The sequence below is a fragment of the Rubrobacter calidifluminis genome (assembly GCF_028617075.1).
Taxonomy (GTDB): domain Bacteria; phylum Actinomycetota; class Rubrobacteria; order Rubrobacterales; family Rubrobacteraceae; genus Rubrobacter_E; species Rubrobacter_E calidifluminis.
The window spans coordinates 17397-39904 of the sequence record NZ_JAQKGV010000004.1 but is presented as its reverse complement, the minus strand read 5'-3'; the positions used below and the strand labels follow the sequence as shown (position 1 = coordinate 39904).

General features: G+C 66.5%; 23 protein-coding genes and 1 tRNA gene. 12 read left to right on the top strand and 12 right to left on the bottom strand.

From position 1 onward, the window contains the following. Positions 1–53: 53 nt before the first annotated feature. The gene (locus PJB24_RS04285) at positions 54–632 is read right to left on the bottom strand and encodes a hypothetical protein (protein WP_273843076.1); all 579 of its coding nucleotides are present in this window, start codon (positions 630–632) and stop codon (positions 54–56) included. A gap of 28 nt (positions 633–660) precedes the next feature. On the opposite strand from PJB24_RS04285, the gene PJB24_RS04280 reads away from it, so the two are divergent. After that, positions 661–1737: a Nif3-like dinuclear metal center hexameric protein gene (locus PJB24_RS04280; protein ID WP_273843074.1), complete on the top strand. Its 1077-nt coding sequence runs from the start codon at positions 661–663 to the stop codon at positions 1735–1737. Here PJB24_RS04280 and PJB24_RS04275 read toward each other — a convergent pair. Genes PJB24_RS04275 through PJB24_RS04260 form a run of 4 tightly spaced genes read right to left on the bottom strand, consistent with a single transcriptional unit; the run spans position 1718 to position 5540 of the window. Then, on the bottom strand, positions 1718–2677 hold the full coding sequence (locus tag PJB24_RS04275) for a carbohydrate kinase family protein (RefSeq protein WP_273843393.1): 960 nt from the start codon (positions 2675–2677) through the stop codon (positions 1718–1720). The two genes, PJB24_RS04280 and PJB24_RS04275, sit on opposite strands and share 20 nt — an antisense overlap. A gap of 31 nt (positions 2678–2708) precedes the next feature. Further along, positions 2709–3779 (bottom strand): type I phosphomannose isomerase catalytic subunit, encoded by a 1071-nt coding sequence (locus PJB24_RS04270; RefSeq protein ID WP_273843072.1) that lies wholly within the window; start codon positions 3777–3779, stop codon positions 2709–2711. A 1-nt stretch (position 3780) separates the two neighbouring features. After that, entirely contained in the window at positions 3781–4203 is a 423-nt protein-coding gene (locus PJB24_RS04265) for a VOC family protein (RefSeq protein WP_273843069.1), read from the bottom strand. Further along, a complete protein-coding gene (locus PJB24_RS04260; RefSeq protein WP_273843067.1) occupies positions 4200–5540 on the bottom strand; it encodes a GH1 family beta-glucosidase in 1341 nt (446 codons plus the stop codon). Before PJB24_RS04260 ends, PJB24_RS04265 begins: the two co-directional genes overlap by 4 nt. Positions 5541–5684: 144 nt before the next feature. Between PJB24_RS04260 and PJB24_RS04255 the strand changes: the two genes are divergently transcribed. From PJB24_RS04255 to PJB24_RS04225, 7 genes are all read left to right on the top strand, one after another. Beyond that, positions 5685–6746, top strand: a complete 1062-nt coding sequence (locus tag PJB24_RS04255; RefSeq protein ID WP_273843065.1) for a LacI family DNA-binding transcriptional regulator — start codon at positions 5685–5687, stop codon at positions 6744–6746. A gap of 55 nt (positions 6747–6801) precedes the next feature. After that, positions 6802–8160, top strand: coding sequence for an ABC transporter substrate-binding protein (locus tag PJB24_RS04250; protein WP_273843063.1), 1359 nt, complete (start codon positions 6802–6804; stop codon positions 8158–8160). 33 nt (positions 8161–8193) lie between these two features. Continuing rightward, positions 8194–9156 carry a carbohydrate ABC transporter permease gene (locus PJB24_RS04245; RefSeq protein ID WP_273843061.1) on the top strand — a complete coding sequence of 321 codons (963 nt, stop codon included), beginning with the start codon at positions 8194–8196 and terminating at the stop codon, positions 9154–9156. Further along, positions 9149–9991 (top strand): carbohydrate ABC transporter permease, encoded by an 843-nt coding sequence (locus PJB24_RS04240; RefSeq protein WP_273843057.1) that lies wholly within the window; start codon positions 9149–9151, stop codon positions 9989–9991. Before PJB24_RS04245 ends, PJB24_RS04240 begins: the two co-directional genes overlap by 8 nt. Positions 9992–10036: 45 nt before the next feature. Further along, a complete protein-coding gene (locus tag PJB24_RS04235; protein ID WP_273843054.1) occupies positions 10037–11206 on the top strand; it encodes a carbohydrate kinase family protein in 1170 nt (389 codons plus the stop codon). Positions 11207–11307: 101 nt separating this feature from the next. Then, positions 11308–11649 carry a luciferase domain-containing protein gene (locus tag PJB24_RS04230; protein WP_273843051.1) on the top strand — a complete coding sequence of 114 codons (342 nt, stop codon included), beginning with the start codon at positions 11308–11310 and terminating at the stop codon, positions 11647–11649. 166 nt (positions 11650–11815) lie between these two features. After that, the gene (locus PJB24_RS04225) at positions 11816–12682 is read left to right on the top strand and encodes a lytic transglycosylase domain-containing protein (protein WP_273843049.1); all 867 of its coding nucleotides are present in this window, start codon (positions 11816–11818) and stop codon (positions 12680–12682) included. Between the two features lie 7 nt (positions 12683–12689). Here PJB24_RS04225 and PJB24_RS04220 read toward each other — a convergent pair whose 3' ends face one another. The 4 genes from PJB24_RS04220 to PJB24_RS04205 all read right to left on the bottom strand — a co-directional run bounded on the left by PJB24_RS04220 (position 12690) and on the right by PJB24_RS04205 (position 16246). Then, the gene (locus PJB24_RS04220; protein WP_273843047.1) at positions 12690–13625 is read right to left on the bottom strand and encodes a patatin-like phospholipase family protein; all 936 of its coding nucleotides are present in this window, start codon (positions 13623–13625) and stop codon (positions 12690–12692) included. Between the two features lie 66 nt (positions 13626–13691). After that, the gene (gene acmB, locus PJB24_RS04215; protein ID WP_273843391.1) at positions 13692–14888 is read right to left on the bottom strand and encodes a methyl acetate hydrolase AcmB; all 1197 of its coding nucleotides are present in this window, start codon (positions 14886–14888) and stop codon (positions 13692–13694) included. A gap of 344 nt (positions 14889–15232) precedes the next feature. Then, positions 15233–15305 (bottom strand) — tRNA-Thr (locus PJB24_RS04210). 56 nt (positions 15306–15361) lie between these two features. Next, complete coding sequence (locus tag PJB24_RS04205) at positions 15362–16246, bottom strand: IclR family transcriptional regulator (protein WP_273843044.1); 885 nt, start codon at positions 16244–16246, stop codon at positions 15362–15364. Positions 16247–16379: 133 nt separating this feature from the next. Between PJB24_RS04205 and PJB24_RS04200 the strand changes: the two genes are divergently transcribed. The 3 genes from PJB24_RS04200 to PJB24_RS04190 are packed head-to-tail and all read left to right on the top strand — an operon-like array spanning position 16380 to position 19164. Then, entirely contained in the window at positions 16380–17420 is a 1041-nt protein-coding gene (locus PJB24_RS04200) for an amidohydrolase family protein (protein WP_273843041.1), read from the top strand. Continuing rightward, positions 17417–18121: an iron-sulfur cluster assembly protein gene (locus PJB24_RS04195; RefSeq protein WP_273843040.1), complete on the top strand. Its 705-nt coding sequence runs from the start codon at positions 17417–17419 to the stop codon at positions 18119–18121. Before PJB24_RS04200 ends, PJB24_RS04195 begins: the two co-directional genes overlap by 4 nt. Then, entirely contained in the window at positions 18118–19164 is a 1047-nt protein-coding gene (locus tag PJB24_RS04190) for an NAD(P)-dependent alcohol dehydrogenase (RefSeq protein ID WP_273843038.1), read from the top strand. Before PJB24_RS04195 ends, PJB24_RS04190 begins: the two co-directional genes overlap by 4 nt. 54 nt (positions 19165–19218) lie before the next feature. Here the strand turns inward: PJB24_RS04190 and PJB24_RS04185 are convergent, their stop codons facing one another. Continuing rightward, positions 19219–19860, bottom strand: a complete 642-nt coding sequence (locus tag PJB24_RS04185; RefSeq protein ID WP_273843035.1) for a helix-turn-helix domain-containing protein — start codon at positions 19858–19860, stop codon at positions 19219–19221. A 312-nt stretch (positions 19861–20172) separates the two neighbouring features. Here PJB24_RS04185 and PJB24_RS04180 point away from each other — a divergent pair, with 312 nt between their 5' ends. Next, complete coding sequence (locus PJB24_RS04180; RefSeq protein ID WP_273843032.1) at positions 20173–20721, top strand: septal ring lytic transglycosylase RlpA family protein; 549 nt, start codon at positions 20173–20175, stop codon at positions 20719–20721. On the opposite strand, the gene PJB24_RS04175 is transcribed toward PJB24_RS04180, so the two are convergent. Together PJB24_RS04175 and ricT are read right to left on the bottom strand one after the other, a co-directional pair. Beyond that, entirely contained in the window at positions 20715–21683 is a 969-nt protein-coding gene (locus PJB24_RS04175; protein WP_273843029.1) for a P1 family peptidase, read from the bottom strand. The two genes, PJB24_RS04180 and PJB24_RS04175, sit on opposite strands and share 7 nt — an antisense overlap. Then, positions 21676–22452, bottom strand: coding sequence for a regulatory iron-sulfur-containing complex subunit RicT (gene ricT / locus PJB24_RS04170; RefSeq protein WP_273843027.1), 777 nt, complete (start codon positions 22450–22452; stop codon positions 21676–21678). Before ricT ends, PJB24_RS04175 begins: the two co-directional genes overlap by 8 nt. Positions 22453–22508: the final 56 nt, after the last annotated feature.

Below are 22508 nucleotides of genomic sequence, written 5' to 3'. Positions count from 1 at the left end.
CCCCGATGAAGATGCAGGACCGGAATCGATTGTACCCCGGCGAGCTCGAGGGATCAGGCCACCATGTGCGCGAAGGCGACCCAGGTGCCGATCCCGCCGACCAGCGTCCCGAGCGCGAGCTCGGCGGCGGTGTGACGCCCGAGCGCGGCGCGGGACCAGCAGATAGCCAGGAAAAGCGGGATGAACACGCCGCCCACCGGACCGAAGACCCGCACCAGGCACACCAGGACCCCGGCCGCACCCGCCGCGTGCAGCGAGAGCTTGGCGAGCGGCGTGATCAGGGCGAAGGCCACCGTCGAGAGCGCGTAGGAGAGCAGCACGGCCCGAAGCTCCGCGGGTCCGCCGAGCGCGCTCACCAGCGCCCAGGCCCCGGCGTGGAAACCCGCCACCACCCACAGAGGCCGCACCCGCTCGGCCTTGAGGATCCTGCCCGGGTCCTCCACTTTACCCGTCCGCACCAGATGCCGCAGGTACGCGAGCGAGAGCCCGCTCGTCAGGAGCACGCAGACGACGGCCCACGCCACACCCTCCCACCCGGCGGCGTAGAAGCCGACGACGAAGAAGAGCGGCACCGCCAGCAGCGGCAGCCGGGTCGCGGCGGAGAGGATCTCCGCTATCCTTGAAGCCCTCATGGGAGCGAATTCTACAGGGGAGGAGATGGTGACGCTTGTAAGAGATATCGCACGGGCCATGGAGGAGATAGCCCCCACGGCGCTCGCCGAGGAGTGGGACAACCCGGGGCTCCAGGTCGGGAGCCCGGAAGAAGAGGTCGAGCGGGTCCTGGTCGCGCTCACCCCGCTCCCCGAGGTCTTCGACGAGGCGGAGGAGAGCGGCGCGGACTTCCTGCTCTTCCACCACCCCCTGATCTTCGGCGGCCTGGACCGGGTGGACACCTCCCGCTATCCCGGGAGCCTCATCTCACGCGCCGTCCGCTCCGGGATCGCCGTCTACGCCGCGCACACCAACTACGACGCGGCCCCGGACGGGGTCTCCGTCGCGCTCGCACGGGCACTGGGGCTCGAAGAGCCGCTCGAGGTCCTCTCGCCGCGCGGTCGCATGAACAAGCTGGTCGTCTTCGTCCCGGAGGAGGCCGTGGAGGAGGTCGCGGAGGCGCTCGCGCGGGCCGGGGCCGGCGTGATCGGCGGCTACACCCGCTGCACCTTCCGCACCGCCGGCACCGGGACCTTCCTGGGTGGGGAGGACACCAGCCCCTACGCGGGCGAGGCCGGACGGCTCGAGGCGGTCTCCGAGGTGAGGCTCGAGACCGTAGTCCCGGCGCACCTGGCCGCCCGCGCCGCCTCCGAGGCGCGAGCCGCCCACCCCTACGAGGAACCCGCGCTCGACCTCTACCCGATCGAAGGCCACCCGCCGGGGTGCGGTTACGGCAGGATCGGACGCCTCCCGCGCCCGATGTCCGCCCCGGAGCTCGCGGAGCACGTCTCGACCTCTCTGGGATTTTCGGCCCGGCTTTTGGTGGACCCCGGGGAGAAGATCGAACGCGTCGCGGTCCTCGGCGGCTCCGGGGGAACGTTCATCCACGAGGTTGCAGCCTCGGACGCGCAGGCCTACGTCACCGGCGACCTCGACTACCACGACGCGCTGCTCGCCGATTCTTCAGGCCTCGCGGCGATAGACGCCGGACACGCCCCGACAGAGCTACCCTCACTCGAACCGCTGGCGAACCGGCTCGCCAATCTGGTGGACGTCCCGGTCGGGGTCAGCCGGGTGAGACGCTAGCGGGCCCCGAGGACAAAAACCGCTCCAGTTCCTCGCGGGTCGGGAGCGTCCCCATCGCCCCGTAGCCCGTGCAGGCGAGCGCGCCCGCCGCCGCTCCCCGCCGCACCGCCTCGCGCACCGACCCCTCCTCCGAGAGGCTCACCCCGTCCTCCGCGAGGTGCACGAGCACGGCCGCGAGGAAGGCGTCCCCCGCCCCGGTCGCGTCCACCACCTCGACCGGGAACGCGGGGACCCGCCCCCGGAAAGCCGGGGTGGCGTAGAATGCTCCCTCCCCGCCGAGGCTGACGAGGACCATCCGGACCCCGCGCCCGAGGAGGATCGCGGCGGCCTCCTCGCAGTCCGAGGTGCCGAGCAGCGGTCGCAGCTCGTCCCCGCTCAGCTTCACGATCGAGGCCAGGCCCGCCATCTCCCACACCGTCCGGCGCGCAACCTCCGGGTCGCGCCACAGATGGGCCCGGAAGTTCACGTCGAAGGCCACCGGCACACCGGCCTCGCCGGCCAGGCGGGCCGCATGGAAGGTAGCCGAGCGCACGGGTTCTTCGATCAGGGGGATGCTCCCGAAGTTGACGAACGAGGCTCCCGAGACGAGATCCCGCGGGACGTCCTCCTCCCGCAGCAGCTCGTCGGCGGCGGGGGCGGTGCGGTAGAAGGTGAACTCCCTGTCTCCGTCCTCGAAGATCTCGACGAACGCGAGCGAGGTCCGTACAGGCGGCTCCTGCCGCACCACCCCCGAGACGTCCACCCCTTCAGCCTCGAGCGCCCGCAGGATGAAGTCCCCGAAGAGGTCCTTCCCGACGCCGCCCACGAAAGCGGCCGGGCAACCGAGCCTGGATGCGGCGACGGCCACGTTCGCCGGGGCCCCGCCGGGTCGGGCGACGAATGGGAGCTCGACCGGTGATGAGGACTCCCCCCGGTAGACGTCCGCGACCACCTCGCCCAGCGCGACTACGCGTCCCAGAGTGAACCTCCCCTCAGAACACCACCTCCCCGAGGGCCGAGATCTGCCCCTCAGGGCACCCCGCCTCCCGCAGCGGCCCGGCCACGTCCCGCTCGAGGTCCGGCACGTACGAGGCGAGCACGACCGTCCGCCCCTCCGGCACGAGGTGCGCCGCGCCGAGGGCGGCCGGAAGGATGCAGGAGGTAGCCCTTCCCAGGAGCTCCGTCCCGCCCTCGTACTCGATGCGCACCGCCCCTTCCCCGACGACCGTGAGCGCGACGAACCTCTGCGGATGTGCGGGCTCGGTCCACTCCTCCGCGAGCTCCCACCTCTCCAGCGCGAAGTGCGGCCCGGCGCAGCAGAAGGTGCGGGTGTTCCCTCCCTCCCGGACGGTGAGCCCCGGGTTCGGACGCGGACGGACGTCCGTCCGCAGCTCGTCCAGCACCTCCTCGATGTTGCGGCGGCGGGTCTTCTCGTCCAGCGGGTTGCCGTAGAGGTCGTAAGGGCTCGCGAACTGCCCGAGGTCGGAGGTCTGCTGCACCTCGTAGACGAGCATGCCGGGCCCGAAGGAGTGCAGCACCCCGCCGGGGACGTAGACGGTGTCGCCCGGCCGCACCCCGTGGCGGAGCATCACCGCGTCGTAGTCCCCTCTCCACAGGGCGTCCGCGAGCTCCTCGCGCGAGAAGCCCTCCCTTACCCCGGCGAGCACGCTCGCCCCCGGCTCCGACCACAGGATGTGCCACGCCTCGGTCTTGCCGTTCGGCTCGCCGTACTTCCTGCGCGCGGTCTCGTCGTCCGCGTGCAGGTGGACGGGAAGCATTCCGGAGGCGTCGAGGAACTTGAGAAGGAGCGGGAAGTGCGGCCCGCGCCAGCCCTCCCCGACGAGCTCATCCGGGAATTCCTCGATAAGCTCGTGCAAAGTGCGCCCCGCGTGGGCACCGTTAACCACCCGCCCGGTGGTGTCGCGGTAGTCGCTTATCTCCCAGCTCTCGGCGAGGTCTTCTTCCGGGAGGCCCTCCCGGCCGAGCCGCTCGCAGAACATGCGCCCGCCGAAGGCGTATGTGCGGAGGTGGGGTTCGAGCTTTATCGGGTACCAGCCACCCATCCTAACGCGGCATCATACCTCCCCGGGCCGCCCTTCGCTGCGGGGATTCCTCCTCGAGCTGCATGAGCTCTATGGCGTTGCCGTCGGGGTCGCGCACCCAGGCCTGCAGGTTGCCGTCGAGCCCGCGCTCCACCCCACGCTCCATCTTAACCCCCGCCTCCCGCAGCCGCTCCACGGTGGCGCGCAGATCGTCGGTGAGGAGGCAGAGGTGCATGAAGCTCTGGGTGCGCCCCGGGTCGGGCCCCGGCCCGCCGGGGAAGACCTCTATGAACCGGTCGCCCGCGACGTGGAGGTAGACGAGCATCAGGGACCCGTCTTCGTGGTGGAGCCGGAACGCCTCGCGGAGGCCGAGCTTCGCGTAGAAAGCAAGCGTCCTCTCTACGTCCTGTGCCGCGAAGGCCGGGTGTCCGAGGTCGGTTATCACGCGGGATCCTCGAGGCCGTTGCGCGAGATCACGCCGGAGTACCATCGGGCGCTCGCCTTGGGGATGCGCCGCTGGGTGGGATAGTCCACGTAGACGATCCCGAACCGCCTGGAGTACCCCTCGGCCCACTCGAAGTTGTCGAGCAGGGACCACACGAAGTACCCCCTCAGGTCGACCCCGCCCTCGATGGCCTTCCAGGCCGCGGCGAAGTGGTCCTGCAGAAAGCGCACCCTTTCTTCGTCGTCGACGTCGCCTTCCGGGTCGGAGTAGTCGTAGAAGGCGGCCCCGTTCTCGGTTATGTAGACGGGGATGTCCCCGTAGTCCTCCTTGAGCCCGACGAGGAGTTCGGTGAGTCCTCCGGACTCGATGGGCCAGCCCATCGCGGTCTTCCCGGCGCCCTCCGGGACCACCAGCTCGGGCTCGCCGTCCTCCCCGGCGCGCACGGTCTTGACGAAGTAGTAGTTGACGCCGAGGAAGTCTACCGGAGCGGAGATCTTCTCCAGGTCCCCGTCCCTCACGTACCCCGGCGGCACTCGCTGGCCGTAGCGCTCGAAGACCTCCTCCGGGTAGCTCCCCCTGAACACCGGATCGAGGTAGAGCCGGTTGGCCTGGGCTTCCTCCTTCCTCGCCGCCTCGACATCCGCCCCGTCCTTCGAGAAGGGGCGCACGGGAGAGAGGTTAAGGGTTATCCCTATGCTGTCCTCCCCGGTGCCGATGTCGCGCATCCTCTCCAGCGCGAGGCCGTGGCCGAGCAGGAGGTGGTGGGTCGCGGAGAGGGCGTCGGATGCGCTGGTCCTCCCCGGCGCGTGCCGCCCGTACCCGTAGCCCATCCAGGCCGAGACCCAGGGCTCGTTCAGCGTGATCCAGAGCGGAACCTCGTCTTTTAGCGCCTCGTAGACGATCGCCGCGTACTCGGCGAAGCGCTCGGAGGTCTCCCGCACGGTCCACCCTCCCTCGTCCTCGAGCGCCTGCGGGAGATCCCAGTGGTAGAGCGTGATCGCGGGGACGATCCCGCGCTCCCGCAGCCCTCCGACGAGCCTGCGGTAGTGGTCGAGCCCCCTCCGGTTGACACCCCCCTTGCCATCGGGCTGCACCCGCGGCCAGGAGACCGAGAACCGGTACGCCCCGATGCCGAGGCCCGCCATCAGTTCAGCGTCTTCCTCCCACCTGTGGTACTGGTCGCAGGCGATGTCCCCGGTGTCCCCCCGGTAGACCTTCCCCGGCGTGTGCGAGAAGACGTCCCAGATAGAAGGCCCCCTCCCATCCTCCTCGACCGCACCCTCGACCTGGTACGCCGCTGTCGCAACACCCCACAGAAACCCTTCCGGAAACCTCAAAAGACTCTCCTTCCTTCCTCTTGACTTTCGAGCCTAACACTTTACACTGTCGATGACTTTTGTGGGAGCGCTCCCACAAAGGAGCGGCTCCCACGATGGTATTAAGGGGTTGTTTTCTGGGAGCGCTACCAGAAAGGTGGGGAGATGAACCTGGAGGACATAGCGCGCAGGGCCGGAGTATCGAGGTCGACGGTCTCGCGGGTGGTGAACGGCGATGCGCGGGTGAGCGACGAGGTGAGGCGGCGGGTGCAGGCGGTGATCCAGGAGCACGGCTACCATCCGAACGCGGCGGCGCGCAGCCTGGCTTCGAGGCGGACGAGGATCTTCGGGCTTTTGATCCCGCGGGCGGTCGGGAGCGTTTTCTCCGATCCCTTCTTCCCCCGCCTGATCGAAGGTGCGGTCGGGGCGTGCAACGAGGCCGACCACAACCTGATGTTGCTCATGGACACCACCGAAGACCAGCGCAACATTGAGCGGCTCTATCAGCGTGTGATCCGGGGCAGACACCTCGACGGGATCGTCATAGCCTCGAGCGTGGTCGACGATCCCGTCGTCGCCCGGCTCTGCGAGGACGACTTCCCCTTCGTCCTCGTCGGCCGCCACCCCCACCACCCGGAGATAAGCTTCGTCGACGTGAACAACCGCGAGGCCGCCCGCCAGGCCGTCGCGCACCTGCTCCAGCACGGGCGGCGCAGGATAGCCAAGATCTGCGGCCCCGCCAACGTCATCCCCGCCATAGACCGTTACGGCGGCTACGTCTCCGCCCTGCTCGACGCGGGCCTCATGCCGGATCAAAACCTCGTCCGCCACTCGGACTTCACCAGTTCCGGCGGCTACCGGGCGATGCGCTCCCTCCTGCCACACCACCCCGACGCCGTCTTCTGCGCCAACGACCCGATGGCCTTCGGCGCCCTGCGCGCCCTGCACGAGGCCGGCCTCCGAACCCCCGAAGACGTCGCCGTCATCGGCTTCGACGGCCTCGAAGAGGGCGAGAGCACGACCCCTCCCCTCTCCACCGTCTTCCAGGATACCCGCGCCCTCGGCCGCGAGGCCGTCCGCACCCTCCTGGATATCACGGAACGCTCCCGCGACGGAGGAGGCATCCGCCGCCTGCTCACCGCCCGCCTCCTCCTCCGCCGATCCTGCGGGTGCGCACAACAACCTGAAAAGAGCCCCGGAGGTATATCCTCCCGCGACAGTCCCTGATTTAATAATTCAATTTGCGTTATTATGTGATTCACCTAGAGGGAAAGGAGGAGAGATGAACGGGAGAGGTATCTCGCGCAAGGAGTTTCTGAAGGCGGGAGGTGGAGCGCTCGCCGGGGCGTCGGTGGTGGGGCTCGCCGGTTGCGGCGGCGGGCAGTCTTCAGGTGGGAGCAGCGGGGGTGGGGGCGGCAAGGCCGGCAAGACCCTCACCTACTGGGCGAGCAACCAGGCACCCACCCTGCAGGACGACCGCAGGATCCTCAGCAAGGCGATAAGCGACTTCAGGAAGAAGACCGGGATCAAAGTCAAGCTGCAGGTCATAGGGTGGCCGGATCTGTTCAACAGGATCACGACGGCGATCTCCAGCGGCCAGGGACCGGACGTGCTCAACATCGGGAACACCTGGTCCCCCACCTTCCAGCAGACCGGGGCGTTCCTCCCGTTCGACCAGGGTGCGCTCGGTGCCATCGGGGGCAAGGACAAGTTCATAGAGACCGCGTACCACACCTCCGGGATGCACGAGCCGTATCCGTCGGTACCGCTGTACGGTCTCGCCTACGGGCTGTTCTACAACAAGGCCATGTTCGAGCAGGCGGGGATAAAGAGCCCGCCGAGGACCTGGGACGAGTTCGTCGCGGTCGCCAGGAAGCTCACCAAGCCGCCGAAACAGTGGGGGTTCGCGCTCGAAGGGGCGAGCATCACCGAGAACGCGCACTGGGCCTTCATCCTCGGCCAGCAGCAGGGAGGTTCGCTCTTCAAGGGCAACAAGCCCACCTTCGACTCTCCAGGGGTGGTGAGGGGGGTCGCGCAGTACGTCGGGTTCATAGACAAAGACAGGATCGTAGCTCCGCAGGATGCCCAGTACGGCACCGGCACCCAGTCGCCGACGGACTTCGCCAAAGGCAAGGCCGCGATGCTCATCTGGCAGAACAACATCATGACCAACCTCAAGAGCTACGGGATGAAAGAGAGCCAGTACGGCACCTCCTACATGCCCATCCCCAAGCCGCTGCCCCCCGGAGGGAAGCCGATCATGTCGCACACCGCCGGGATCAACATCTCCATCTTCAAGAACACCCAGAATAGGAAGGGCGCTCTTCAGTTCGTCAGGTTCATGACGGACAGGAAGACGCAGGTCTACCTCAACCAGCAGTTCGGCTCGCTGCCGGTGAACAAGGAGGCAGCAAGCGATCCGGCCTTCCACACCGAGAATCTCAGGGTGTTCCAGGACGTCTACGCCAACCACTCCGCGCCGATGCCGCTGGTGCCGGATGAGGGGCAGATGGAGACGCTGGTCGGCGGGGCGGTAAAGACGCTCTTCGGGAAGGCGGCGACCGGACGGGTCGGCACCTCCGATGTGAAATCTCAGCTTGCGGCGGCCAGCCAGAAGATGGCCGCAGGAGGTGGGGCGTAGCGGGAAGATGCCAGCCCGAGGAGGGAGAGAACCATGAGCGAGCGCAAGAGCGAGCCGGGGGCCAGGCCGGCGGTCGGGAGGAGGCGCCGCTGGCTCCGGCCGCAGATGTTCCCGTACCTGCTGCTCGTTCCGGCGGTCGTCTTCGAGCTTCTGATCCACATAGTCCCGATGGTCTTCGGGGTGGTCATAAGCTTCCTCAAGCTCACCGCGCTCTACATCCGAAACTGGAGCCAGGCACCCTTCGTCGGTTTCGAGAACTTCAGGATAGGCTTAAACACCCACGGGGCCATAGGCAGCGCGCTGGTGCACTCGTTCCTGATCACGCTCGCCTACACCGTGCTCGTGGTGGCGGGGTCGTGGGGCTTCGGGGTCGCGGCGGCGCTTTTGGTGAACAGCGAGTTCCGGGGACGGGGATGGTTCAGGACGCTGTTTCTCATCCCCTACACCCTGCCGATCTACGTCGCGGTCATCGCCTGGGAGTTCATGCTGCAGCAGAACACCGGCTCGATCAACACGCTTCTGGTGGACGATTTGCACATCTTGAAAAACCCACCGTTCTGGCTCATCGGGGGCAAGGCGTTCTGGAGTCTGGTGATGACCGCGCTGTGGAGGTCGTGGCCGTTCGCTTTTCTGCTTGTCCTGGCGGCGCTGCAGAACATCCCGCAGGATCTCTACGAAGCCGCGGCGGTGGACGGCGCGTCGAGGTGGCGGCAGTTCCGCTCGATAACGCTGCCCCAGATCCGCCCCGTAAGCACGGTCGTGGTGCTGGTGCTGTTCCTGTGGACCTTCAACGACTTCAACACCCCCTACATCCTCTTCGGGCAGTCACCCCCCAGCGCAGCCGACCTCCTCTCGCTGCACATCTACGTCAACTCGTTCGTGGATCTGAACTTCGGGCTCGGTGCGGCCATGTCCACGCTGTTGCTGATCTTCCTGTTCATCGTCTCGGTCGTCTACGTGAGGCTTCTCAGGGTAGGGAGCGAAGAGAATGCGTGAAGAAAGGTTCTACAGGGTATTGCGGGTGATAGGGCTTGCGTTCTTCACCCTGATCACGGCCTTCCCCCTCTACACGGTGGTGATCTCCTCGATCAAACCGCTCGGCGACGTGCAGTCGGCGTTCCACTGGATCCCCTCGCGTATAACCTTCGAGCCCTACGTCCAGATATGGAGCACAGTCCCGCTCGCGCACTACTTCATCAACAGCGCGATCGTGTGCGTGAGCGCCACCGTGATCTCGGTCATCGTCGCCATCCTGGCCGCCTACGCGGTAAGCCGCTACCGGTTCTTCGGGAGGGACCCGTTCCGGCTCACGGTCCTCTCGACCCAGATGTTCCCCGGCATCCTGTTCCTGTTGCCGCTCTTCATCATCTTCGTCAACATCGACCAGACCTTCGGGGTGCACCTCTACGGCTCGCGCGTCGGGCTGATCATCACCTACCTAACCTTCTCGCTGCCGCTCTCGATCTGGATGCTCGTCGGGTACTTCAACTCGATCCCGCGCGAGCTCGAAGAGGCGGCGATGGTAGACGGCTCGACGGCGCTCGGGGCGCTCTTCAGGGTCCTCATCCCGGTGAGCCTGCCCGGGATCGTCGCGGTCGCGGTCTTCGCGTTCATGACCGCCTGGGGCGAGGTTCTCTTCGCCTCGGTGCTCACGACCAACGCCACCCGCACCCTCGCCATCGGGCTCAGGGACTACGCCAGCCAGTCCAACGTCTACTGGAACCAGCTGATGGCCGCCGCGATCGTCGTGAGCATCCCGGTCGTCGCGGGATTTCTGGCGCTGCAGCGCTACCTGGTGCAGGGGCTCACCGCAGGGGGCGTGAAGGGTTAGATAGAGGTTGCCGCCCGGAGGCGGCAACCTCTATCATCAGCGGGTATGGATGCCGGGCGCAGAGGGCGGGTCATCGTCGCGGGGCACCTGTGCCTGGACCTCATCCCCGAGCTGTCCGGCCGCTTCGACTTCGTGCCCGGCACGATGGTGGGCGCGGGACCGATGAGGATCTCGACCGGCGGCTCGGTCTCGAACACCGGCCTCTCGCTGCACCGGCTCGGGGCGGAGGTGACGCTCGTCGCCCGCATCGGCAGGGATCCTCTGGGCGAGCTGGTGCGCCGGCATCTGGAGTCCTCGGGGGAGGGACTCTCCAAATCGCTCATCGTCTCCCCCGCCGGCGAGACCTCCTACACGCTCATCCTGAGCCCCCCGGACGAGGACAGGATGTTCCTGCACTACTCCGGGGTGAGCGCCGACTTCTCCGCGGACGACCTTCCCGATCCACTCCCGCCGGCGGACATCCTGCATTTCGGCTACCCGCAGGTTCTGCCCCGCTTCTACGAGGACCGCGGCGAGCTCGGACGCCTCTTCGAGCGCGCCCGGAGATCCGGGACCACGACCTCGCTCGACACCTGCTTCCCCGACCTCTCCTCGGAGGCCGGCCGGGTGGACTGGAGAGCCATCCTCGAGGAAGCACTCCCCGCGGTCGACGTCTTCGTCCCGAGCCTGGAGGAAGCGCTCGTCATGCTCGGCCCCGAGAGATACAGGAAGATCGCCCTCTCGGACACCGCCCCCCTCGCCGCGGCCCCTACCGAGGAGATCCGGGCGCTCGGCAAAGACATCCTGGCGATGGGCGCCGCCGTGGCCGGCATCAAATGCGGCAGGCGGGGACTCTACCTGCGCACGGCCCCCGAAGCCCGGCTTGCAAGATCCGGGCGGCTGCTCTCCGGGATGGGCTCGCGGTGGGCGGATCGGGAACTCTGGGGCTCCACCTTCGAGGTCGAGGTACGGGGAGCGGTGGGAGCGGGCGACGCGGCCTACGCCGGCCTCCTGTTCGGGATGCTCCTCGGGATGGACCCCGAAGAAGCGATCACCGCGGCCTGCGCCGCCGGGGCCTGCTGCGTCGAGGCCCACGACACGACGAGCGGCGTGCGAAGCTGGGAGGAGACCCGGCGCAGGATGGAGGGCGGCTGGCAACGTTCCACCGAAGCCCCCGAAGGGTGGGCTCCGGGCAGGATCGAAGGAGTCTGGCTCGGCCCCGCGGACTCTTCCTAGATCGCGGTACAGGTCGAAAACCGTACTTCCGTCCGATGTAGATGGCTCATCGCCGGTCCATCATATCTACCGGCACCAGGATTCCGAGAGGAGGACAGGAAATGAAAGAAGACCTTCTGGCACTGGTGAAGCGGGAGGTTCTGGGGTGGCCGGGGACGAACGAGGGGCCGGGCAGGTTCGGATCTACAGTATTCCGCTACGGCAGGCGAGAGATAGGACACGTCCACCGCGACATGATCGCGGATTTGCCGGTCGGGCGGGAGGCTCGGGAGCGTCTGATCTCCGAGGGACGGGCACGCCCGCACCGGGCGGGCTCCCCGGGATACATCAGCCACCCGATAGAGACCCGCGAGGACGCCTCGGCGGTCCTGGAGATACTGAGGTCAAACTACGAGCGGGCGAAGGCGGCCGCGGAGCGTCGGGCGGGAGGCGGGAGCGCATGAGCGCTTTCAGGGGAGGTGAACCGGGGCATGGCAGGGGATAAGTCCGCTCCAAAAGTGCGTTCTGTCCCGTAGAGCCGGGCACAAGCCCCAAAACCCCCTTGCACGACACGCCCTCGGGGTGCATCATGGGCATTCGTCGGGAAACGCCTGAAGATGGAGGGGGAAGATGGAGCACCGGGTCCGGTCCGCGACGAGGATCTCACTCGCCGTTTTCGCCCTGGCGTCTCTGCTCCTGGCCGCTTTCTGGAGCCCGGTTGGCGCCGAGACACAGGGTGAGAACGCGGCTCACGACCAGTACGCGAGCGATACCGGCTCCCCCGCGACATCCCTCACCGGAGAAAACGGTCCCGCCGCCCACCACCGGCGGGAGCATCCCCATCGGAAAGACCCCCTCACCCACCTGATAAACCACCGGACGAACCACCTCTCCCTCACAGAGAACGCCGGCATAAACGCAGCATCAGCCAGACAACCCTCGAAGAAAAAGATCGAAGCAAAAAAGAGGCACATCCGGCGCGTGATCGTCCGGCTCAGGGATGAGGCCAGGGCCGGACGGTTCACCGTTCCCCCAGCGACGGGCGGCACGCCGCGGGGATTCGCCCGGCAGATGCGGATAGCGCACCACCAGATAGCCGCCTACCCAGTCCGCAACCTGCCGCCCAGGGCCTATCTCCACCTGTACAAAAAGGCCGCGAGAGAGTACGGCTTCGGCCGCGACTGGTACATCCTGGCCGCCATCGGCAAGATAGAATCCGATCACGGCAGGAACATGGGCCCGTCGAGCGCCGGCGCGCTGGGGCCGATGCAGTTTCTCCCCTCCACCTGGAGGGTGTACGGCATCGACGGCGACCACGACGGGGTCGCCAACATCATGGACCCGCGGGATGCGATCCCCTCGGCAGCCCGCTACCTCAGGCTGAACGGCGCACCGCGCCACTGGTACCGGGCGATCTACGCGTACAACCACGCCGGATGGTACGTGGAGAAGGTGCTCACTGTAGCCCATCACTACAGGGAGCTGTCCGAGAGGTAACCCTCACCTAGGTTCGAAAGGCGAGTCGGGCGTAGGTTTTCCTCACCATCGAGTCCACCCCGTTCCGGTCGAGGAGCCTCTTTATCTCCGGCAGTTGCTCCTCGCCGACCTCCATCCCGAGCCGGTAGAGCCTCTCAGCCTCCTGCATCTCGAAGCGCTCCACCTGCCTCTCCAGCGGCAGGCGAACGGCGAGGTCCGCCTCTTGCAGCGAGATCTGGGTCAGGCGCCGCCTGGAGGCGTCACCGGCCATGATCGCCGCCTCCACGCCGTTGCGAGGCGCGACTGAGGGGGGCACGGGGTTGGAGACGTCGACCCCGATGACGGGCCCTCCTCCCCCGACCGAGCGTGCCGCGGAGACCGGCACCTTGTCCGCGACGGCCCCGTCGACCAGAAGACGCCCATCCTGCTCGAACGGCGGGAAGACGCCCGGTATGGCACACGAGGCGGCGACGGCCCTGGCGGCGGGCCCCTCCCTCAGCACCACCACGTCTCCGCTGCGCAGATCGGCGGTCACCACCGCGACCGGGACCCTGCTCTCCTCGAGCCTGCGTTCACCGAGGAGCCCCGCGATGCCGCTCACGAAATCGTCGTCGTCGACCAGGGCCGGTCGGCGCGAGATCGAGAGGATCCACCTCCAGCGTGAGAGCATGCCTCCCCGCGAGAGAAGCTGACCCAGGCTCTCCAGCGCCTCGAGAACCGGCTCCGGCCTGAGCGGGAGACCAAACGCGTACACGCAGGAAGCAAGAGCGCCCGCAGAAGTCCCGGCCAGGCCCCGGACGGGCACCCCCTCCTCTTCGAGCACCCGGAGAAAGCCGAGGTGGGCGAACCCGCGCACCCCGCCCCCTCCGAGGGCCAGGGCGACCCCGCGATCGTCCGAAGGTAAGGCGGTGAGCCCGGAAAGGCCTCGCCTTATCCTCGACGGCAGTGCTTCGAACGCGTTCATCACTCCGATCTTCTCCCGCAGCCAGACCATCTCCGGGAATGATTTTATCCGCTGGGGACCGTCCGCTCAGCCTCCCAGAAAGTCACCGAGGTGCTCGTAGGTCTTCTTCTCGAACTCCAGGTACGCCCCGAAGGAGGCGGGATCCGCGAACGGGAACAGCTGCGTGGCCCAGAAACCGCCGATGCCGTTCTTGCGGTCGATCCAGTAGTAGAGGTTCGCGAGACCGGCCCAGCCGAGCGAGCCCGCCGGACGTCCGGTCGGGGCGTCCTCGTCGTTTATCATGAAGGTGTAGCCCCAGGACTTGGGCATCCCCGGGAAGAACTCCGCGTCGTTCGATAGGCTCGGGACGGCTCCGGGGAGAGCGTGGATCTTCATCCTCCCGAGCCCGTTCCGGGACATGTACCGGACGGTCTCCGGGGCGAGCACCCGCCCATCTTCGCCCCCGCCGTCGTTCAGCATCATCCGGATGAACCTCGTGTAGTCACCGACCGTCCCGTAGAGGGCGTGCCCGCCCATGTGCTGCTCGGGATCCTGCGGCAGCTCGAACCCGGGCATGGGGCGCAACCTGCCGTCCTCCTGTCGCTGGTGAACCGTCGCCCGGCGCTCCCGCATCCCCCGGGACATGGTTATGGCGGTGTCCTCCATCCCGAGAGGCTCGAAGATACGCTCCTCGAACACCTCCCCGAGCCTGCGTCCCCGGACGGCCTCCACCACCTTCCCGGCCCAGTCCATGTTTATCCCGTACTCCCAGCGCTCCCCCGGGTCGAAAAGGAGCACGCTGTAGAGCGCGTCCTCCCTCCCGGAGACCACGCTCGGAACCTCTCTCTTCCTGTAATATTCGAGCAGGTCGTGGTTGAAGAACTCGTAGCCGAACCCGGCCGTGTGCAGCATGAGATGGCGCACCGTGATCTCCGAGCGGGCCGGGCGGGTGATCGGTTCCCCCTCCCCGTCGAAGCCTTCGAGGACTTCGATCCGGGAGATCTCCGGCAGGTATTCCTTCACCGGATCGTCGAGGTCGAGCCTCCCTTCCTCGACGAGCTGCATCACCGCGACACCCGTTATCGCCTTGGTGCAGGAGAAGAGGCAGAAAACGGTATCTTCGGTCATGCCCCGTCCCGAACCGAGCTCGCACTCCCCCTCCGCTCCCACGTACAGATCACCACGCCGGTCCGTCACCGCCGCGACGACGCCCGGCACACCACCCTCGCGCTCCACGACACCTCGCAACACCTGGTCGAGGTCATCACGCGCTTCCCGAACCATCACCTGCTCCTCCAGGCCATCGCTGTACTCAAAGTTTACGCCGGCACGGCGCCTGGTCGAATATACCCCTTACCCGGACCTCACCTCGAATCATCCCTGAGACGTACGGGAGCGCCGGATACCCGGACCCACGACCTGCAGCACATCCCGCCCTCATCCCCTCAAACCTCCATGCAAATGCGAAGTCCATCTCCGGGCAAAGCCGACGATCCAAAGTATCGGTCTCACACCTTGATGATGCTCGCCCTCCCCGCCGACATCCGGTTTCGAGGGGACCAGGGGACCCGACGCCACCGCCGGTCGCATCTCATCTCATGATGCACCTGCAAATCAGGAAAATAAAGAGCCGACGAGCGGACTCGAACCGCTGACCTGCTCATTACGAGTGAGCTGCTCTACCAGCTGAGCTACGTCGGCACCTTGCGGGATGCAAGTATATCGCACCTCGGCCGGTGTGTCGAAGATGAATGTTCTTAAGGTTTTGCTCCAAGCGAGCGCATATTATCTGGACGCCGGAAGCCCCGGCCCACCGATCCATCCCGATCGTCGAGCAGCTCAGAGGCTTCACGGGCGGCCCTCCTCACCATGGGAGCCAGGGCCCTGAGCTCGCTGTCGAAGCGTCGGGCGGAGGTGGAGATGCCGATCGCTCCCCGGGTACGGCCGTCCCGGTCCAGTATCGGTACGGCTATGCAGCAGAGGTTCTCTGCGAACTCCTCCACGTCGATGGCGAGCCCCCGGACCATCACGCCCCGAAGGTGGTCCTCCAGATGGCGCTTCTCGGTTATGGTCCTGGGGGTGAACTTCTCGAGCCCGTAGCACTCGACGTACTCTTCTATACCGCCCGGGCCCGCACCGGCTATGAGCACCTTCCCGAGGGCCAGAGCATGCGAGGCGCCGTGAAACCCACGAACCACGCCAACGGGTGGGCTCTCCGGCGGAGACTTGACCTGCGCCACGGTCACCTGTCCACCGTCGAGAACTCCCAGGTACGCGTGGCGCCCGCTCCTCATGGCCAGCTCCTCTATGACCGGCTCGACGGAGGTTTCGAGCACCCGGCCCGTCGCACGCCCGTAGAGCAGGGATATGGCCGGCCCGAGCCTGTAGCCGCCGCAACGCGGCAGCTTCTCAAGGTATCCTTCTTCAACCAGGATCCCGAGCAACCGGTAGCAGGTCGAGAGGCTGACGTCGAGCTCGCGGGCGATCACCTTCGCCGTAGCCCTCTCCCTGCGGCTCACGAAGTCGAGGATCTCGAACATCCTCCGGGCGCTGCGGAAACTCCCCGGACCTTCCCCGCCTCTCAACCTTCTCCTTATCTCACCCTCGGAGCCCAAGACCGAATCACCCCTTTCCTGGCCCAATCTACCTCTCCTCGACCCCTTACGGGACCCACACCAGTGATTTTCGCACGATGTTAGAAAACGGCGCGCTTGCAACTTGATTGACATCCTCCGGAATATATATTCGACCCTGAACGACGAGGAAGGAGGAGTGGTGTACGAGAAAGACGGCGAGAAGTACTTCGTGGTTGACGGGCACGTCCACTTCTGGGACGGCAGTCCGCAGAACTGGCGCAACGTCCACGGTCAGCAGTTCATCGAGTGCTTCCACGACTACCAGACGGCGCTGAGCCCCGAAGAGTACAAGTGGCCCATAGAGGAGTTCTACAAGTACTCCGAGGAGAGGATCCTGCACGATCTCTTCGAGGTGGGCTACGACGACAAGGCGATCTTCCAGCCGACCTACCTCACGGACTTCTACAAGAACGGGTTCAACACCACCGAGCAGGACGGGGTGCTGGCGGAGAAGTACCCTGACAGGTTCATCGTCAACGGCGCTTTCGACCCCAGAGACGGCGAGGAGGGGCTCAGGGAGCTGGAGCGGCTCGCGGAGAGGTACAACCTCAAGGGCGTCAAGCTCTACACGGCGGAGTGGAAGGGACGCTCGAAGGGCTGGAGCCTCAAGGACGACTGGGCCAAACGTTATCTGGAGAAATGCGTAGAGCTGGGGATAAAGAACATCCACGTCCACAAGGGCCCGACGATCCGGCCTCTCAACCGCGACGCCTTCGACGTAGCCGACGTGGACGACGTGGCCTCGGAGTTCACCGACCTCAACTTCATCGTCGAGCACGTGGGGCTGCCGAGGCTGGAGGACTTCTGCTGGATCGGGACGCAGGAGCCCAACGTCTACGGCGGGCTCGCGGTGGCCATCCCGTTCATCCACACCCGGCCGCGCTACTTCGCCCAGATCATCGGGGAGCTGCTGTACTGGCTGGGGGAGGACAGGATCACCTTCGGCAGCGACTACGCCATCTGGCAGCCTAAGTGGCTCATAGAGGAGTTCGTGGACTTCCAGATACCGGAGGACATGCAGGGCGAGTACGGCACGCTCACCCCGGAGATAAAGAAGAAGATCCTGGGGCTCAACCTGGCCGGGCTCTACGACATAGAGGTACCGGAGGAGCTGAAGCTAAAGGGCGCCCACTCGGGCACCGGTCCGGTCGGGAGCGACGCCGAGCCCGTCGCGCCGTGAGCGAGATTCGGGAATCGGAGGTCCTGGACGCCCTCTCGGGCGTCCGGGACCCCGAACTGGACGAGCCGATCACCACCCTCGGGTTCGTCTCGCACGTAGAGCGGGATGAAGGAACGGTCCGCCTGAGGCTCAGGCTCCCCACCTACTTCTGCTCGCCCAACTTCGCCTACATCATGGCCGAGGACGCCAAGAGGGCGCTCATCTCACTGCCGCGGGTAGAGCGGGTCGAGGTCGTCCTCGAGGAGTTCCACGTCGCCCGGGAGATAAACCGTGGGGTGGAGAGGGACGAGGGCTTCGACCGGGCGATGGCCTCCTTCTCCGACGAGACGACCGGGGAGGACCTGGACGCCGTGCGCGAGACCTTCCGCAAGAAAGCCTTCGTCCGCCGCCAGGAGATCCTCTGCCGCACCCTGCTCTCCCGGGGCACAAGCCCGCGGGAGCTTGCGCATATGCGCCTCGGCGACGTCCCACCCTGCCCGGAACTCGAGGTATACCTGGAGCGCAGGAGGGAGCTCGGGTTCGACCTCTCCCCCTCCTCCCCGCTGCTCCTGAGCGCGGGCGGGGATCCCATACCCGAGGAGGCCGTGGTCGAGCACCTGAGGAAGGCACGCCTGACCAGGATAAGCCTGGAGAGCAACGGCGCGCTGTGCAGTGATCTGCTCCAGGCCAGGTACGGGAGAAAGGAGAAGAGCAGCGCATGAAGGCAGCCCGGCTGCACGAGTACGATGAAAAGATAGGGACGAAGCCCCTGAAGGTGGAGGAGGTCGAGGATCCCAGGGTAGAGGGCCCCTTCGACGTGATCGTACGCATCGGGGCCGCAGGGCTCTGCCGCACCGACCTGCACGTAATAGAGGGCCAGTGGAAACCCATCCAGGACCCCGACGGCACCCTCCTGCCTTACATCCCGGGCCACGAGAACGCCGGCTGGGTCGAGGAGGTGGGCTCCGCGGTCACCAACGTCCAGCCCGGAGACACGGTCATCGTCCACCCCCTGATAACCTGTGGGTTGTGCCGGGCGTGCCGGGCCGGCGACGACATGCACTGCGAGAACGCCGCCTTCCCCGGGCTCTCCACCGACGGGGGCTTCGCCGAGTACCTGAAGACCAGCGCCCGCTCGGTCGTCAAGCTGGACCCGAGCCTGCACCCCAGGGACATAGCGGCGCTCGCCGACGCGGGCCTCACCGCCTACCACGCGGTGAAGAAGGCCGCCCCCCTGCTCTACCCCGGCACCCACGTGGTCGTGATAGGCTCAGGAGGTCTCGGGCACATCGGCATCCAGACCCTCAAGGCGCTCACCCCCGCCGGGGTGATCGTGGTCGATCCCTCCGAGAAGGCGCTATCTCTTGCAAAAGAGATAGGCGCGGATGAGACGGTAAGGGTAGAAGACGGTTACGTGGAGAAGGTGCTCGAGATGACCGGCGGTGGCGCGGAGGTAGTCATCGACTTCGTCGGGGAGAGGGGCGCCGAGAAGGACGCCTGGAAGATGACCCGTCAGGGAGGGTCCCATTTCGTCGTCGGCTACGGCGGGGTGGTCGAGGTGCCAACCATAGACATCATCTCCACCGAGCGCAGCATCGTGGGCAACCTCGTCGGCACCTACAACGACCTGGCCGAGCTGATGGAGCTCACCGCCCAGGGCAAGGTGAAGCTGCACACCAAAACCTACCCCCTGGAAGAGGTGAACTCCGCCATAGCCGACCTCAACGAGGGACGCCTGCCGGGGAGGGGCATCTTGATCCCCTGATGTTCCCCGGTACCGGTGAAGCGCGGAGCACGTCTTTATGGACGTGCTCCTTTCTCATGAGCGCTCCCCGACCCCGTTCAGCAGGATGTCGTTCTTCAACAGCGAGGCCACGCTCGTCACGTACCGGGTCATCTCACAGATCGCCTCCATCGCACGCCCGAACTCCGCCACGGCAGCGGTATTGGCCTCCAGGCCCCGGACGACCTCCTCCAGGCGCCGCTCCACCTTCTCCAGCGTCTCCCGCTGCCCCACCACCTCAGCCTCCAGAGCATCCAGAACACCGCGCCGGCCGCCCGCCCCCTCTCTCACGCCGAGGGCCTCGTTGAGGTCGTAGAGGGCCGAGACGAGCAGGCTCTGTCGCGCAAGCAGAGTGCCCGTGGTCTCCCGGGAGAACGCCTCGTTCACTCGTTCCAGGCTCTCCCGCATCTCCCGCATGGCTTCGAGCAGCCGCCCGTTCTCCTCCCGAAACTCCTCCGGGTCCGGAAGCGGATGCCTCAACATCCTCTTCACCGCCTCCGTCCTCATCCCCTCCAGGTGGAGCTCCCTGACCTCCCGAACCCTCTCGAGCCCCTCCTCCGATACCTCAATCCTCCCCGCACGGCGCACGTGAGGGATCGAATACTCCCTCAGATACCGGTACAGCGTCGGACGCGGGATCCCCAACAGCCCCGCAACCTCTTCGACAGAGTAAGACAAGCCCCCTCCCGCTTATCATAGAGATATTTTCAACCACCTTTCCGGACGTAAGAAACTCTAGCACGTGATGCCTGACGTATCATCACGCAAGATTAACCCTCTAAATGAGCCTTAACATCCACGTTTCCAATATCTTGATGTGATTATCACCCGGAGATCCAATAGCTGGCGCAAGGTCGAGATTTCTCATCTGATGGAAAACTTTCGAAAGGTATTGAAAACGTGTGGCGCGCCCCCGATACTCCGTACTCGTTGAAGTGATGGTTCAGGTTCGCCGATGGCGGCTCTGAATTCGACGTGGAGGGGGACAGGTTGCACTTCAGGTTCATCTTCGTGAAGATGGTCGTGCTGGCATTGTTCGCCTGCGGTTTGGTGGTGGCCCGTCCGGCATCGGCGCATGCGGCGGGTGTGCTCGCCTCCTGGTACGGTCCCGGCTTCTACGGGAAACCGACGGCGAGTGGGGAGCCCTACGACGCCTACGCGTACACCGCGGCTAGCAGGACGCTGCCGCTCGGGACGAGGCTCGTGGTGAGCAGGGGTGGGCGTTCGGTGGAGGTGACGATAAACGACCGGGGGCCGTACGTGGGGGCGAGGGCGCTCGATCTCTCGCAGGCCGCGGCGCAGTCTCTGGGTCTGATCCGTCCCGGCGTCGCCTACGTGGACTACTCGGTAGTAAGCTATCCGCAGTCCCAGACGGCGTACCCTCAGGAGCCGGCGGCCGGCCGGACTTATACGGTGAGACCGGGGGACACGCTCACCTCCATCGCTGCCTACCTCGGCGTCTCTGTCGGCTACCTAGCCCGGTACAACGGCCTCGCGAACCCGGACTACATAAGGGTCGGGCAGGTACTCTACTACTGAGCCGGACCGGCAAGGTCGCGGGCGGCAGGAAGCCCGGCCAGGCTCCTGGCCTCCCTCACGGCCCGCACGATCGCCAGGGCCAGAGCCAGCGCTCCTGCCGCCCCGACGACGTCCGACGAGGCCTCTACCTCCCCCACGGAAGCTGCGAAGACGGTGTCCCCGTCCACCGAAGTATGCACGGGGTAGACCGTACGGGCCAGCCCGTCGTGGGCCATCCGGGCCACGCGGGTCGCCTGGGGCTTCGTCAGGCGAGCGGTGGTCGCAACGACGCCGAGCGTCGTGTTCTCCCCCCAGCGCAGGCGCGAGGCCGCACCGGGCAAAAGCTTCACGCTGTCCCCGAGCGTGCCGTCCTCCAGCCGGGGTCCGGCGACGATGCGCAGTCCATCATGTGGATCACGCACATCCCCCAGGGCGTTCACGACGGCCAGCGCCCCGACGACGAGGCCGTCCTCAAGGGAGATCGCGGCGCTGCCCAACCCGCCCTTCATCGCCCGGTCCGGCCCCAGGACCTTGCCGACGCTCGCCCCGGTTCCCGCCCCGACGCTCCCCTGCTCGAAACCCTCGCGGGTGGCAGAACGAGCCGCCTCGTAACCCATCGCGCGGTCTGGGTAGGCATCGTGAGCCCCGATCGTGAGGTCGAAGATCACCGCCGCCGGCACGATCGGAACCCGCGCCACCCCCACGTCCAGCCCGACCCCCCGCTCCAGGAGAAACCCGACTACCCCGTCGGCGGCCGTGAGGCCCAGGGCGCTCCCGCCGGTCAGAAGCAACCCGTGCACCTCCCCGACCCGTCCGGTCGGGCTCAGAGAATCCGTCTCACGGGTGCCTGGTGAGGCCCCGCGCACGTCCACCCCCACCGTGGCCGGACGGTCGAAGAGAATCGCCGTGCAGCCGGTCACGCCCTCCGCATCCGTCGCGTGCCCCACCCTCACGCCGGGCACGTCGCAGAGGTCGTCAGCCACGTCCTCCACCATCGCCGGTCTGTAGCCCCCACTCCCCGGGATCCGCGGGTCGTACCCCGGGGTTTTCCCGGGCGAGACGACCGAGCGGGATGAGCTCCGGTCTGGCCTGCTGTTCGAAACGGACGAAGACGGCGTCTCTCACCATCGAGTAGTCCACCACCTTACCCTCGCGCCTGCCGAGCCTGACGGTGGTGTTCTTGAAGGGGGCACGCTGCTTGAACTCCTTGTAGACCTCGTGCTCATAGCGCATGCAGCACTTCACCTCGCCACAGCAGCCGATGATCTTATCGTTCGGTGTAACACCCTGCTGACGGGCGAGGCGGGGGTTCACGGGCCCCATGCTCCTCGCTCCGCTCCACGTGGAGCAGCAGAGCGGCAGCCCGCAGGTGTCACACCCTCCGGCCCGTCCGGACCGCTCGATGAACGTGTAGCGCTTGAGCGCGACGCGGGATCCATACCTGCTCTCCAGCCCCTCCCGTACCGGCCGCAGGTTCGGTCTGCCGTCGGACTGGTACTTCACCTCGATGTAGGACTCATCGAGCGAGACATCACACCCAATGAAGCGAACCTCGGAGATACGGTGGTCCCGGGCGAGCTTCTCGGCCTCGACCCGCACCTCCCGGCCGAGCTCCCGGTGCTGGTCCTCGATCCGCTCGTCCTCCTCGGTGGCGATCCGGATTATTTCGTAGGGCGTGGTGTACGGCTCCCGGCGACGCGGGGTGAGCGCGACCCGTCCTAGGAGCTGGCCCACCTCGGTGTCGACGACCACCCTGTAGCCGACCCTGAGGTCGAAATCATGTGCATAGCAGAGTCGTGTGACGCTCC